This is a genomic window from Pseudoclavibacter sp. RFBJ3, from assembly GCF_002931375.1.
In the GTDB taxonomy this organism is placed as follows: Bacteria; Actinomycetota; Actinomycetes; order Actinomycetales; family Microbacteriaceae; genus Pseudoclavibacter.
This window is the reverse complement of the sequence record NZ_PSXZ01000001.1, coordinates 278,746-291,856: the sequence shown is the minus strand read 5'-3', so window position 1 is coordinate 291,856 and position 13,111 is coordinate 278,746. Positions and strand designations below refer to the sequence as shown.

Sequence of the window (13,111 nt, the reverse complement as noted above, 5' to 3'; positions counted from 1 at the left end):
GTGGCCAAGCGTAGGCGGGGCCTCCGACATCCGGCGCGCGAGCGCATCAGTCGAGGAGCCCCGTCGGCTCGGCTGGGAGGCGGCGCCAGGCGGCGTGCAGCCAGATCGCGCCGACGACGCCCGTGCCGAGCCCCACGATCAGCTGCACCGTGCCCGTCGGGCTCGCACCGGTGATGGCGAGCACCCCGGTGAGGAGCAGGCCCGTGACTGCAAGGACCGACAGGATGCTGCCCGCCGTGCGGGCACCCTCCGCGCGCTTCCGCTTGGGCGAGCCGAGCAGCTTCCAGATCGCACCGTAGCCGACCACGACGACGACGAGCATGACCGCGAAGCTCAGCACGCTCGCCGAGCGGAACTCGGCCTCCTGCTGCCAGTTGGCGAACGCGCCGGCTGCGATCATCACGGCGAGCAGGATCGTGAGCTTGCGCAGCCTCGAGACCCGGGACGGCGTGAGCGCGCGCTCTGGCTCAGCGTCGCGCGCGACGTCGTAGCCCGGGCGTGGTTCTTCGAACGGGGTGGAATCAGGCATGACCCAAGCCTCCCACGTCGAGCCCCCGCGGCCGTCTCCGTCCCGTCACAGAACGGATTCGAACACCTGGATGCGCGTCCAGCTTCGCCAGCGGTCAACGTGAAGCGAGTGCCGCCCCCTGCCCAGATGAGCTCAGGCGTCGAGGCTCGGCGCCGCTCCTGTGGTCCGAGTGCGGAGCCTCCGCGCGCGCTGCACGAGCACGTCGTCCTCGGCGCCTGCGCCCGCGAGCGCCTGGAGCGCCCCGGCGAGGGCATCCGCCCCGACCTCGTTCGCGGCCGCGTCGTCGGCGATGAGCTCGATGAGCAGCGACGTCGCACGCGACAGGTTCTTCGCGCCGGCGTACCGCGGCAGGCAGGCCTCGTTGACTTCCGCGAGGCGCTGCGCGAGCGCGTGGAAGCGCATCAGGTGGCAGCGCTCGTGCGCCACGACAGCCTCGAGCTGCTCGCGCGTCAGCAGCTCCACGAGGCCGCTCGACACGATGACGACCGGCGCGCGCCCCGCGGCAGCGAGGGCGTGGGGCACTGGCGAGTCGACGAAGCGCACGAGCGCTCCGCCGATTCGCTCGTCCCGGTAGGACAGCACGCGCGCGGCGTCTCGGAGCTCGTCGTTCGCGCGGCGTCCGTCGGCGAAGGCGCGGCCCGACCGGCGCGTCACGATGAAGCCCCAGCCGAACATCGCGATCAGGCCGGCGCTCGCGAAGACGGAGGCGAGCGCGATCTCGAATCCGCTCAGCCAGCTTCCCTCGTCATGCTCCCAGGTGAGCACCGCGACGACAGAGAGGGCGACGGCCGCGAGCAGGGCGAGCGACCCGCCGACGACTGCGCCGTGCCAGAGACCGAGGGCGAGCTGCGGGTGTCGCACCTGCCAGGTGCCGCGCGTCAGCAGCGAGGGCGCGGCGAGCATCGTGAACACCGCGAACGCGAGGCACACGAGGGCAGGGATGATCCACATCGGAGATCACTCGCGCTCGGGCAGCATGCCCGAACGCCCTCTCGGAGCCATGGTGAAGGCCAGTCCGGCTCCGGCTAGCTCGCCGTGGCGGCCTCGGAGGCCGCGGCGGGCGCGTGCTGGAGGGCGGCACGCAGCAGGTCGGCGTCGCGGGCGTCGAGGTTGCCGGCGAACTTCAGCAGCGCGGCCTCGCGGCCGTCGATCGTCTTGAGGGCGTTCAGCATGGCCCGGGAGGCGTGCTCTGCCTCGCTCTGCGTGGCGGCGAAGCGGATGCCCCGCTGCTCGTGGCCGACACGGGCGACATCGCCCTTGGCCCTGAGCCGGTCGAGGGCGGTGAGGATGGTCGTGGAGGCGGGAACCCGGCCCGGGAAGCGGTCCTGGATCTCGCGCGCCGTGAGGGGCTCCGCCGCCGCCCAGAGGAGTCGCAGCACGACGAGTTCGAGCTCACCCCGCGCTCGAGTGCGAGTTCCTGGCATTGTGTTGCTCCAATTCTTGTCGCGAAGGTGCCGTGGGGAACGTCACCCAGGCATCCGCGAATACCCAGGCTATCAAGCCCGGAGCCCCGTCGCGCGACTCGCTCTACATTTTGTAGACTTGAGTCAGCCCGTGACCCCAGCGGGACCGTATCCCGCTGAGGGAAGGCGTGGAGCCCAATGAGAACCGTCAGCACTCGTCTGCTCATGAGCTGTGCCGCGATCGGCGTCGCCGGCGGCGTGGTGTTCACCGTCAACGCCTACATCGGCGGCGCGGTCTCGAACCTGCTCCCGCTGGTCTACGGGCTCACGATCGGGCTCTACTTCATTCCCGGAGCCCTGGCCCAGGCGCTCTTCCGTCGGCCTTGGGTCGGCCTCATCACCTCTGCCCTCGCCGGGCTCGTCGCGAGCCCGTTCCAGCCGATCGCCTTCGGGGCGTTCCTCATCGGCGTCGGCATCGGCGTCCTGCAGGAGCTGCCGTTCCTCATCACCCGCTATCGGCGCTGGCAGGCGTGGCTGTTCCTCGCGGGCGCGGCCTTCGCCGGCCTCATCATGACCGCGGCCGCGTTCCGCATCCTCGGTGGCGGCGAGTACGACGTGCTCGGCACGGTGCTGCTCATCGGCAGCTTCTTCATCTCGCCCCCGCTCTGCACCATGCTCGCGGTGTGGCTCGCGAAGCAGCTCGAGCGAGCGGGCATCGGCCGCGACCTGCGCCTCGCCGAAGACCGCAGAGCAGCCAGGTGACGACCCCGCTGCTGCGAGTCGAGCACCTCTCCGTCACCCACTTCGACGCTCCGGCCGCGCGCCCCCACGACGTCTCGTTCTCGATCTCGCGCGGCGAGGCGGTCCTGCTGCTCGGCCCGTCCGGCTGCGGGAAGTCGACCCTCGCGAGAGCCCTCAACGGGCTCATCCCCCAGTCGCTGGGAGCCGAGGTGACCGGGCGCGTCCTGCTCGCCGACTCCGAACCTGGCGCCGGGTGGCACGATGTCGCCGAGCTCGGCGTCGCGGCCGCCAGCCAGCAGGTCGCCATGGTGTTCCAGGATGCGGACGCCCAGATCGTCACCGGGCAGGTCTTCGACGAGGTCGCCTTCGGCCCGGAGAACCTGCGACTGCCCGTTCCGGACATCGAGGAGCGCGTCGAGCGGGCGCTCCGCCAGCTCGGCCTCTGGGACCGCCGCGAGGACTCCCCCGACATCCTGTCCGGCGGAGGACGGCAACGGCTGGCCATCGCGAGCGCCCTCGCCATGGGCTCGCCCCTGCTTGTCCTCGACGAGCCGACCGCGAACCTCGACCAGACCGCGAAGCACTCCATCTACCTCGCCCTCGGCGAGCTCGTGCGCGCGGGCACGCACGGCCTGCTGCTCATCGAGCACGACCTCGACGAAGCCCTCACCATCGCGACGCGCGTCATCGTCCTCGACGCCGAGGGGCGGCTCGCCTTCGACGGCACACCACGCGAGGTCTTCGGGCAGAACGCCGCACGGCTGCGCGAGCTCGGCGTGTGGTTCCCGGTCGCGCACGAGGCCGCGGCGTGCTTCACGGCGGCGGGCTGGGATCTCGGCCCCGGCCCCCTGCCCCTGCTCGGCAGCGAGCTCGCGCGGCGTCTCGAGCGGGTGGATCGCGCATCGCTGCCCGACTCCAGCGGCGGCGGCGCGCATCGGCGCGAGCTGCCGCCTCCTGCGGAGGCTGAAGCGGGTGCCGGCGCCAGCGAGCTACCGCAGCAGTCGGACGCCCTGCCGATCACGGGCCTGGCCGGGAAGCGGGCTCCCGGGGAGCCAGCTCCCCGGCTCGAGACCCGTGCGCTCACGGTGACGCGGGGCCGCACACGCGTGCTCGGCCCCGCCTCCCTGAGCATCCAGCCGGGCTCGATCACGGCCGTCGTCGGCCACAACGGAGCAGGCAAGTCAAGCCTGCTCCAGGCGCTCGCCGGAGTCCGCCGGGCACCGCGCGGCACGGTCCTCCTCGACGGACAGGACACGGCTCGCATGCGGGCGGGCGCGCTGCGCACGCGCGTCGGCTACGTCTTCCAGAACCCGGAGCACCAGTTCCTCACGCACACGGTGCGCGACGAGCTCGCCTTCGAGATCGAGCGCGGGGCGGCGGATGCCCAGACCCGCGTCGACGAAATGCTCGAGCGCTTCGGCCTCGCCGAGCACGCGGACCGGCACCCCTTCCTCCTCTCCGGGGGACAGAAGCGGAGGCTCACGGTGGCCGCCGCGCTCCTCGACGGTGCCGACGTGCTGGTGTTGGATGAGCCGACGTTCGGACAGGACCGGGCGCGTGCGGAAGAGCTCGTCGCCCTCCTGCGGGAGCTGCACCGGGACGGGGCGACGCTGGTGCTCGCGACCCACGACCTGCAGCTCGTCACGGAGCTTGCCACGCACCTGCTTGTCCTCGACGGTGGGGTGGTGGCGGCGCACGGCGAGGTGAACCGGGTCGTGGCCTCCGGGGCGCTCGAGGCCGCGGGGCTCGGCCTGCCGCCTCTGCCCCGAGCGCTCGCCGGGGTGCACCGGCACTCCTACCTGCGCGAGATCACGTCGATCTCGCAGCTGGAGGCCGCGCTCGCTCGCCACCCGGACATCCACGACGGCGGCGCCCCGTGAGTGGCGCCGGGAACGCCCTCGTCTCGCGCCCGAGTGTCGCTCGCTCGCGTCGTGAGCACCTGCCGTGGCTGCACCGGCGCACGCCGCTCGTGAAGATCGCCGCGACGCTGCCCGCCATCGTCGCGATGTTCGTCGTGCGGGACGCGTTCAGCCCGGCCCTCCTGATCCTGCTCTGCGCGCTGGTCATCCTCAGCGGCACTCGCCTGTCGGCACGCGGCACACTGCTGCTGATCGTGGGCGTTCCCGTCGTACTGGCCGTGCTCTCGGTGACGCTCGGGGTCTGGGTCGACCCGACCGTTGCGGCGGAGACGACGAGTGCCGCTCCCCTGCTCGCGGTATTCGAACTCGATGGGACATCCACGATCTTCGAGATCGCCGGGCGCCCGTTCACGGTCGCCGCCTGGGCGACGGGTCTCGGCACGGCGCTGCGCCTCGTCGCGATCGTGCTGCTGTCGCTCGTGGGCGGCATCGCCACGGCCGGGGACGACTTCGTGCGTTCCCTGGTGCAGCACCTCCGTGTTCCCTACCGCTTCGGCTACGCGGCGATGGCGGCGTTCCGGTTCGTGCCGAGGTTCCAGTCGGAGCTCGACGTGATCCGGGCAGCTCGCCGCGTGCGCGGCATCGACCGCGGACGCGGACCCATCGCGTGGCTGCGCTCCCAGCTGGACGTCGCCATCCCGCTGCTCGCGGGCGCGCTGCGGCACGCCGACCGGGTTGCCCTGTCGATGGATGCACGTGCCTTCGGCTTCGCGAGCACACGCACCGAGCGTCACGTCCTGCACACGGACACGGGCGATTGGGTGCTCCTGCCCATCGCCTGGGCGGCCACGACCCTCGCGCTCATCGCGCCGAGCCTGCTGAGCTGACGCCGCGCGCCGAAGCGCAGCAGCGCCCGCGCTACTCGGCGGTGTTCTGCCCGAAGTTGCTCTCGGCCACACCCGACTCGTCCGGGCCGGTTGCGAAGCGCGTGTCGTGCGCCTCCGCCTCCTCGACCTCCGCCTCGAGCTGCTCCGGGGTGTCGGCCTGCTCCGGCTCGAAGAGCGAGCCGGCGTCGGGGAAGAGGTTGCCGTCGCCGTGTGCGCGCTCGTTCTCGAGCTGCTCTGTGCTCATGCGAGCCGAGCTCGCCTGCGCCGCACGCTCGCCGGCAGAGCCTTCGCCGTTCGCTGCGACGTCTTCGCCTGCACTCGCCTGGTCTGCCCGCGCCTGCGGGTCGTTCGCCTGCTGTTCGCTCATGCGCGCAACGCTACGCGGGCTTCATCAACGTTCCGCGTGCGCCGCGACGACGGATGCCCCTCGGACTGGAGCAGCGTCCATCCCGAGGGGCATCTGTCATCTGCGTTCGGCAGGTCAGTCGGCGTAGGCCATGAAGGCGTCGAGCTCGGCGCCACCCGGGCGTGCCGGGATCATGGGCGCCTCGATCTCGGCGCGCTCGAGCAGCTCCGACATCCGTCGACGGCGCTGCTTCGGGATGACCGTGACGACGGTGCCGCGCTGACCCGCGCGGCCTGTGCGGCCCGAACGGTGCAGGTACGACTTGTACTCCTCGGGCATGTCCGACTGGATGACCAGGCGGATGTCGTCGACGTGGATGCCGCGCGCGGCGACGTCGGTCGCGACGAGCACGTTGACCTTGCCGCTCGTGAGGAGTCGCAGGTTGTGCGTGCGGCGACCCTGCGTGAGGTCTCCGTGGAGGGCGGCCGCGGGAACGCCGGCCATCGAGAGCTCGGTCGCGAGGCCTTCTGCGGCCACGCGGGTCTTCGTGAAGATGAGGACCCGTCCGCCCGAGCCGGCGAGCTGCTCGATCACGGCACGCTTGTCGTCGCGTTCGACGACGAGCACGCTGTGGTCGATGTCGGTGTGCTGCTCCTCCTCACCGGCCACCTCGTGCACCGATGGCTTCTTGAGGAACTCCGTGACGAGCCGCTGCACGGCGGCGTCGAGCGTCGCCGAGAACAGCAGTCGCTGACCACCCGGCATCGTCATGCGGAGGATACGCTGCACCGGCTCCAGGAACCCGAGGTCGCACATCTGGTCGGCTTCGTCCAGCACCGTGATCTCGACCTGGTCGAGGCGCAGGAAGCCCTGGCGCTCGAGATCCTCGATGCGGCCGGGCGTGCCGATGACGATGTCGACGCCGCGCCCAAGGGCCGTGACCTGCCGTTGCTGCGGCACGCCGCCGTAGACCTGGGTCGTGAAGAGGCCGACGCTGCGGGCGATGGGCTGGATCGTCCGGTCGATCTGCAGGGCGAGCTCGCGAGTGGGCGCGACGATGAGAGCGCGGGGTGCGCGCCCGATCTTGCGCTTGCTCGCGTCGGCGTCGCGTCCGCGGGCCACGCTGAGGCGCTGCACGAGTGCGGCGCCGAACGCGATCGTCTTGCCGCTGCCCGTGCGGCCACGGCCGAGGACATCTCGACCGTGGATCGCATCCGGGATCGTGGAGGCCTGGATGGGGAACGGGCTCGGCGCACCGAGTTCGGCCAGCGCGTCGACGATGTTCGCGTCGAGACCGAGGTCGCCGAAGCTCAGGCCGTCGGCGTTCTTCGCGCCGACCGCGGTCGGGGCGAGGCGCTCGAGCACGCGGTCCTCGTCGTGGGAGGGGGCACGGCCGGCAGCGGACTGGCTGTGACTGCGGTAGTCCTGGATGGCCCCGCGCTGCGGCTGGTTCGCGCCTGGCGCCGTCGGGTCGAAGTGCTTCGCGCTGCGGTCACCGCGGGAACCCGCGGCCGGCTGGCGGCCGTGCGACTGGCGCAGCGCGTCGTGGTGGTGACGGTCGATGCGTTCGTTGCGGTCCGAGAACTGGCCGTCGCGACCGCGAGCGCCACCACGGGCGGGAGCTCCACCGCGGGTGGGTGCGCCTCCGCGAGCGGATGCTGCCCCCTTGCGAGTGCTGTAGCGGTCTTCGCCGCGGGGACGGCTCTGGTCGGAGCTGCGCGAGCTGTCGCGCGAGCGATCGAAGGACTCGGCCCGTCCTGCACCGTCGTAGCCGCCGCGGCGGTCGTCGCCGCCTGCACGGTAGCCACCCCGCCGCTCGTCAGCGCCCGCACCTCGGCCCGTGCCGCGACGGTCATCGCCGGCGGCCGGCCGCGAAGCGCGTCCGTAGCCACCCTGTCGGTCGTCGCTGCGTCCGCCGTAGCCGCCACGGCGGTCGTCGCCGCCTGCGCGCGCGCCGGGGCGCCGGTCGTCGCCGCCCGACGAGCCGCCTCGGCGAGCGTCACCGCGGTACGAGCCGCGCTCGCCGCCGCCCGTTGAGCCGGAGCCGCGTCGGTCGTCGCGGCCGCCTCGGCGGTCGTCTCCGCCGGCACCGTCGCGGCGGCTCTCGCTCGCCCAGCGCGGGTTTCCGTTGGCGCCAGCGCCGCCACCGGCACGCGCCGGTCGCTCGCCACGACCCGAGGAGTCCTTGGGGATGTAGTTGCTCGCGGGCTTGAACCCGCCCTTTGCTTTGCGCTTGGGCATGTGTGCCTTCTCCAGTCCGGCACGCTGCTCACACAGAATTCGGCGCATGCCCAACTTGCCAGGATACGCGACAATCGGCGGGCTGGCCAGGGTGGCACTCGCGGGCAGGTTCGGCCGGGTGGCCCGTCGCTATCGCGAGGTCGTCACGAGCAGCGACCATGGGCCGTCAGGGACGTCACCCTCGTCCACGAATCGCCAGGAGACGCCGCCCTCCACCCCGTTGGTCGCGGCAAACCCGAGGCAGGAGTTGAGGGCGGGTGAGACGTCCATGCCGGCGCCGCCGTACCGCTCGTTCGCGGGCCTCGCGTCGTGCGCCCCGAAGACGTACTCGGCGTCGTCGTACTCGCCGGGCCCCGCGTCCTGGATCTGGCCGTAGCAGGTCCGCCCGTCGTGCTCGAGCTGCACCCACCGGTTCTTCATGAGGCTGAACGACGGATCCTCGAGCCCGCGGGAGTACGCGGCGTCCCCAGCCCACGGCACGACTCGCTGCCGCATCCCGGCCGCCGACGCGTCGTTCACGTCATCGAACGGCAGGTCCAGGTAGAACGGGTTCTCCTCGGCCGTCATCCGTGTCGGGAAGTAGCCGTTCGCCGCGGAGCGAGGCTCGGTCTGGCACACGCCGCCGACCACGGCCCCGTCGCAGCCGCCGTAGCTCGCGTACCAGTCCTTGTCGTAGGTCGAGTACACCTGGCTGCCGTCAGGTGCGTCGGCATCGAAGACCTCCCCGACCCAGAAGGTCGTCGCGGTGATGTCCGTGTGCAGCGGATACTCCCGACCCTGCCCAGTTCCCCACGGGGTGCCCTGGCCCCCGGCGCAAGCGGCGCTGCTGAGGAGGATCAGCAGCGCCGCCGAGATACCGGAGGCTCTCGCGATGCGCCTCCTCGTCACCACCAGCGCGGTGGCTTGCACTTGGACGGCGAGCCGTGCTTGGTGGCCCCTCCGTCAGAGAAGGAGTGCTTCGGGTACGGATCGTAGGAGGACGTGCCCGCTGGGTTGAGGTAGGAGCCCCAGCTTGTGTGGTGGTGGTGGCCCGCGTCGTGGACGGGCCAGGGCTTGGTGCACTTCGGGTCCACCGGCGTTTTGGGCTTCACCGGCGGCTTCGGCGGCTTCGGCGTCACGGTCGGCGTGGATGTCGCCGATGTCGACGGAGTTGCCGTGGGCGTCGGCGTCGCAGTCGCAGCCGGCGTGGCGGTTGCGGTCGGCGTCGGCGTCGGCGTGGCGGCCGGGGTCGACGTCGCAGTCGGCGTCGGCGTCGGCGTCGCGGCCGGGGTCGGCTCGACGGCCCCGGACCCGACCATCGATGCGGCATCGAGGGTGAGCGAGCCGTTCGAGAACACGGTGAGGCCGAACGACAGGGCCGTCGCATCTGCCGGCATGGGCGGCGTCGTCCAGGTGGCGGTGGACGCGGACGCGCTCGGATCGAACCACGGGCTGGAGTCCCAGTAGCGCCACGCGCCACGTGCGTCACGGAGATAGACCGCGAACTGCGTGGCGGTGGTCGAGGCGTACGTCGCGCTCAAGTCGTACACGGCTCCGGGTTCGGCCGCTGGCGCGCATTCGCCGAGGTCGAGGTTCGGCATGAGCGACGACGAACCGCTCTCGTAGTCGCTGACCGCGACGGTCAGGCCGCCGCCGTCCGCGGTGCGCGTGAACTTGGCGGTGTGCGCGCCCCAGGTATTCGGCGTCCAGCAGCTCGGTGCGGATGCACCTGTCGTCCAGTCGTCGAGCTGGGCGTTCACCACCCGGTTCCCGTCCTTCGCGGTCTGGCCGACAGGCCAATCGCCCTGCCGAACGGGCTTCGCCTCGCCTCCGATGACCTCGTCGACGGTCTTCACCGCGACTCGACCCGCGGCGGCTTCGTCCCGGAGGTAGCTCGCGAACTGCTCGAGGGTCTGGGTCGTCACCCCGATGCTCGAGCAGCCGACTGTCTCGCACACCCGGTGGAAGGTGATCGGCATCCAGCCACCCGCGGCCTGCGCCTGGACGACCAGCGACTTCAGGTTGTCGAAAGACCACGCCTCCGTGACCTGGGCCGGCGCGAGCAGCGCGAAGGCGTCGAGAGGCGGGATGCTCTCGACCGGCGGGCAGCCGTTGCACCCTTCGTGCGACTCCACGCCGCCGAGGAGTCTCGCGCTGGAGAAGCCGCACTCCTGCACGGCGGCCTTCGCCGACTCGCTGAAGCCCGCGAACGGGTAGGCGAAGCTCGTCGTGACGAAGCCCAGGTCGGCGAGGTTCGCGCGGTCTGTGCACACCTGCCGGACGGCCTCGTCCCTGCTGATGGTCGATAGGTCCACGTGCCCCGTCGTGTGCGAGCCGATCTCGTGTCCCGCGGCGCTGAGGCGCGTGAGGTCGCCGGTGGAGAAGTAGCCATCGGTGTCGAGCGCGCCGCTCTGCACGAAGAACGTGCCGTCCAGGTCGTAGCGGTCGAGGATGTCCACGCCGAGCAGCTGGTCGATGTTGCCGTCGTCGAAGGTGAGCGAGACCACGGGAAGCGCATCCGCAGCCGGTGCTGACGGGCTGATGGGTGCCGCCCCGGCCCCCGTCGCGAGCACGAGCGAGACCACGATCGCGACGGGCACCGCGAGATGCTCCGCGAGACGGAGCGGCATCGAGCGCCGGCGGGCGACGTTCCGCGCGCGCGTCATGCGCGACTCCCCGCCCGCTCCAGGCGGCCACGCACCCCGTCGACGACCGCGTCGACGATCCGCTCCAGCGGAAGACGCGGTTCGTAGCCGATGAGCTCAGCCGCGAGCTGGTTGTTCGGGACTCGCCGCTGCATGTCCTCGTACCCTTCGCCGTACGCCTCCGAGTAGGGCACGAGCGTCACCTCGCTCTCGCTCTCCGTACGGTCGCGGATGATGCCGGCGAGCTCGAGGATGGACACCTCGCGAGCGCCGCCGAGGTTGACGGCGCGCCCGTGGGCATGCGGTTCCTCGAGCAGGGCGACGAGGGCGGGGGCCACTTCACCCACGTAGCCGAAGCACCGGGTCTGCGTGCCGTCACCGTGGACGGTGAGCGGGGCGCCGGCGATCGCCTGCCTAACCAGGTTCGGGACGACCATGCCGTACCGGCCCGTCTGTCTGGGGCCCACCGTGTTGAACGGGCGCGCGATGGCGACCCGGAGTCCGTGCTCGCGAGCGTAGGCGTGGGCGAACGACTCGTCGAGCCCCTTCGCGGCGGCGTACGTCCACCGCGCGGTGAGCGGAGACCCGAGGATCCGGTCGGCGTCCTCGCTGAGCGCATCCGCCGTGTTCTTGCCGTAGATCTCGCTCGTCGACGCGATCAGGACCTCGGCGTCGTGCGTGAGCGACGCCTCCAGCACGTTCTCCGTGCCGTGCAGGTTCGTGCGCAGGCTCCTGAGCGGTTCCCCGAGGATCGTGTGGACGCCCACCGCGGCGGCGAGATGGAACACCCGGTCTGCACGAGCGACCAGGGAGTCGACGAGGTCCTCGTCGAGCACGCTGCCCTCGACGAACTGCAGCGAGTCGATCGAGGTCGCCAGATTGTCGACGCTGCCGGTCGAGAGGTCGTCGAGGACGACGACCTCGTCGCCGCGCGCGACGAGGAGATCGGTGAGGTGGCTGCCGATGAACCCGGCCCCGCCCGTGATGAGAGTTCTCATGTTCTGGTGTGTCCTTCGTTCTGCTAGATGAGCGCTTGCCCGGTGCGGGCAGGCAGGGTGTAGGTGGCGTCGAGGACGCACTGGTGGCCGCCGAGCCAGGCGAGATCCGTGTCTTCGTGGCGCGTGTGGAGCAGCACGAGATCGGCGTCGAGGAGCTCCTCCTGGCTGCTCGCCGCGAGCAGCTGCCCGTCCGCCAGGCGGATGGACGGCACGTGCGAGTCGACGAACGAGACATGCATCCCCTGCTTGCTCAGGAGCTGGATGATCTCGATCGCCGTCGATTCGCGGACGTCGGCGACATTCGGCTTGTAGGCGACGCCGAGGACAACCACACGGGCACGGCTCGCGACGACGCCGGCGGCGGCGAGCATCGACCCGACTCGAGCCGCGACGCGCTGCGGCCGGTGCGCGAGAGCGTTCATCGCCTCCTCGAGGATCGGCGACGACACCCGATCGGCCCGCAGCTGCCACAGCAGGTAGTGCGGGTCGCACGGGATGCAGTGCCCGCCGACGCCGGGTCCCGGCCGGAACGGCATGAAGCCGTACGGCTTCGTCGCGGCGGCGTCGATGACCTCGGTGACCGGGACGCCCAGCTCTCGGCAGACGCTCGCGAACTCGTTGATGAAGGCGATGTTCACGGCCCTGAAGGAGTTCTCGAGGAGCTTCGACGCCTCGGCGATCTCCAGCGTCTCGACGAGGTGCGGCGAGTCGACGTACTGGCCGAGCGTGGCGGCGGCCAGCTCCGTGCAGCTCGCGGTGAACCCGCCGACGACGCGTGGCACCTCCTCGTGGCCGAACGCCTCGTCGGCGGGGTTGATGCGCTCGGGGCTGAAGGCGACGTGCACGTCGACCCCCGGCTGGAGTCCCCTGGCGATGAGTGGATGCACGAGCAGGTCCCTGGTGCAGCCCACGTACGACGTCGAGGTCAGGATGAGGAGCTGACCTGGCCCGGCGGCGTCGAGCACCGCCGAGCAGGCGGACGTCAGCGCGTGGAGGTCTGGCACCGCGTGCGCGTCGATGGGAGTCGGAACGCACACGATGACGGCGCGCGCCCGACTGATCGATGCGACGTCGGAGGTCAGCCACCAGCCCTCGGGCTCGGCGTTCGCGGTTCCGAGTCGAAGCTGATCCCCGGGGACGAGGTCGACGCTCCCCGTTCGCACCGAGGCGAGCCTCGACTCGTCGACGTCGACGCCGAGCACCCTGGAGCCCGCTGTCCGGAAGGCGAGCGCGGTGGGCAGGCCGACATAGCCGAGGCCCACGATGGCGATATCGAAGTCCCAGACCTGGGACACGGACGGTGGATCGGTGAGCACTGTGTTGACGCGCGACAATTGACGCCCCTTTCGCGACGATGTGAACCGAGACTGGCAGGCCACGAATCCCCCGGCCATCCACCAGCTCTACAACCGAGGCTACCCTCGGAACGGGGTGCACAAAGGGGCAACTTCTCCGTGAACACCCGAACAACGAGCGGAATGTG

At 71.3% G+C, this 13,111-nt stretch carries 12 protein-coding genes; 3 read left to right on the top strand and 9 right to left on the bottom strand.

What is annotated here, in order from left to right; genetic code table 11:
- Positions 1–46 precede the first annotated feature (46 nt).
- The 3 genes from C5E07_RS01395 to C5E07_RS01385 form a co-directional block, all read right to left on the bottom strand.
- Positions 47–529, bottom strand: coding sequence for a hypothetical protein (locus tag C5E07_RS01395; protein WP_104298138.1), 483 nt, complete (start codon positions 527–529; stop codon positions 47–49).
- Between the two features lie 132 nt (positions 530–661).
- Positions 662–1,480, bottom strand: coding sequence for a M56 family metallopeptidase (locus C5E07_RS01390; protein WP_104298137.1), 819 nt, complete (start codon positions 1,478–1,480; stop codon positions 662–664).
- A 74-nt stretch (positions 1,481–1,554) separates the two neighbouring features.
- Positions 1,555–1,953, bottom strand: coding sequence for a BlaI/MecI/CopY family transcriptional regulator (locus tag C5E07_RS01385; RefSeq protein WP_104240193.1), 399 nt, complete (start codon positions 1,951–1,953; stop codon positions 1,555–1,557).
- A gap of 177 nt (positions 1,954–2,130) precedes the next feature.
- Here C5E07_RS01385 and C5E07_RS01380 point away from each other — a divergent pair, with 177 nt between their 5' ends.
- From C5E07_RS01380 to C5E07_RS01370, 3 genes are read left to right on the top strand one after another with little or no spacing between them, the layout of a single operon-like run.
- On the top strand, positions 2,131–2,694 hold the full coding sequence (locus C5E07_RS01380) for an ECF transporter S component (protein ID WP_104240192.1): 564 nt from the start codon (positions 2,131–2,133) through the stop codon (positions 2,692–2,694).
- Positions 2,691–4,553, top strand: coding sequence for an ABC transporter ATP-binding protein (locus tag C5E07_RS01375; RefSeq protein WP_104298136.1), 1,863 nt, complete (start codon positions 2,691–2,693; stop codon positions 4,551–4,553). The genes C5E07_RS01380 and C5E07_RS01375 overlap by 4 nt, the downstream gene beginning before the upstream one ends.
- The gene (locus C5E07_RS01370) at positions 4,550–5,419 is read left to right on the top strand and encodes an energy-coupling factor transporter transmembrane component T (protein WP_104298135.1); all 870 of its coding nucleotides are present in this window, start codon (positions 4,550–4,552) and stop codon (positions 5,417–5,419) included. The genes C5E07_RS01375 and C5E07_RS01370 overlap by 4 nt, the downstream gene beginning before the upstream one ends.
- A 31-nt stretch (positions 5,420–5,450) precedes the next feature.
- On the opposite strand, the gene C5E07_RS01365 is transcribed toward C5E07_RS01370, so the two are convergent.
- From C5E07_RS01365 to C5E07_RS01340, 6 genes are all read right to left on the bottom strand, one after another.
- Positions 5,451–5,786, bottom strand: coding sequence for a hypothetical protein (locus tag C5E07_RS01365; RefSeq protein ID WP_104240189.1), 336 nt, complete (start codon positions 5,784–5,786; stop codon positions 5,451–5,453).
- Between the two features lie 114 nt (positions 5,787–5,900).
- Complete coding sequence (locus C5E07_RS01360; protein WP_104298134.1) at positions 5,901–8,006, bottom strand: DEAD/DEAH box helicase; 2,106 nt, start codon at positions 8,004–8,006, stop codon at positions 5,901–5,903.
- Between the two features lie 129 nt (positions 8,007–8,135).
- Positions 8,136–8,915: a hypothetical protein gene (locus C5E07_RS01355; protein ID WP_258063737.1), complete on the bottom strand. Its 780-nt coding sequence runs from the start codon at positions 8,913–8,915 to the stop codon at positions 8,136–8,138.
- Positions 8,891–10,651, bottom strand: coding sequence for a polysaccharide deacetylase family protein (locus C5E07_RS01350; RefSeq protein ID WP_104298133.1), 1,761 nt, complete (start codon positions 10,649–10,651; stop codon positions 8,891–8,893). Before C5E07_RS01350 ends, C5E07_RS01355 begins: the two co-directional genes overlap by 25 nt.
- Positions 10,648–11,628 (bottom strand): NAD-dependent epimerase/dehydratase family protein, encoded by a 981-nt coding sequence (locus tag C5E07_RS01345; RefSeq protein ID WP_104298132.1) that lies wholly within the window; start codon positions 11,626–11,628, stop codon positions 10,648–10,650. Before C5E07_RS01345 ends, C5E07_RS01350 begins: the two co-directional genes overlap by 4 nt.
- Before the next feature lie 23 nt (positions 11,629–11,651).
- Positions 11,652–12,962 (bottom strand): nucleotide sugar dehydrogenase, encoded by a 1,311-nt coding sequence (locus tag C5E07_RS01340; RefSeq protein ID WP_219820046.1) that lies wholly within the window; start codon positions 12,960–12,962, stop codon positions 11,652–11,654.
- Positions 12,963–13,111: the final 149 nt, after the last annotated feature.

Bases quoted from the DNA above. Each gene is read 5' to 3' on its own strand.
- C5E07_RS01350 (WP_104298133.1), bottom strand. From the start codon at position 10,651: ATGACGCGCGCGCGGAACGTCGCCCGCCGGCGCTCGATGCCGCTCCGT.
- C5E07_RS01360 (WP_104298134.1), bottom strand. From the start codon at position 8,006: ATGCCCAAGCGCAAAGCAAAGGGCGGGTTCAAGCCCGCGAGCAACTAC.
- C5E07_RS01390 (WP_104298137.1), bottom strand. From the start codon at position 1,480: ATGTGGATCATCCCTGCCCTCGTGTGCCTCGCGTTCGCGGTGTTCACG.
- C5E07_RS01395 (WP_104298138.1), bottom strand. From the start codon at position 529: ATGCCTGATTCCACCCCGTTCGAAGAACCACGCCCGGGCTACGACGTC.
- C5E07_RS01345 (WP_104298132.1), bottom strand. From the start codon at position 11,628: ATGAGAACTCTCATCACGGGCGGGGCCGGGTTCATCGGCAGCCACCTC.
- C5E07_RS01380 (WP_104240192.1), top strand. From the start codon at position 2,131: ATGAGAACCGTCAGCACTCGTCTGCTCATGAGCTGTGCCGCGATCGGC.
- C5E07_RS01385 (WP_104240193.1), bottom strand. From the start codon at position 1,953: ATGCCAGGAACTCGCACTCGAGCGCGGGGTGAGCTCGAACTCGTCGTG.
- C5E07_RS01365 (WP_104240189.1), bottom strand. From the start codon at position 5,786: ATGAGCGAACAGCAGGCGAACGACCCGCAGGCGCGGGCAGACCAGGCG.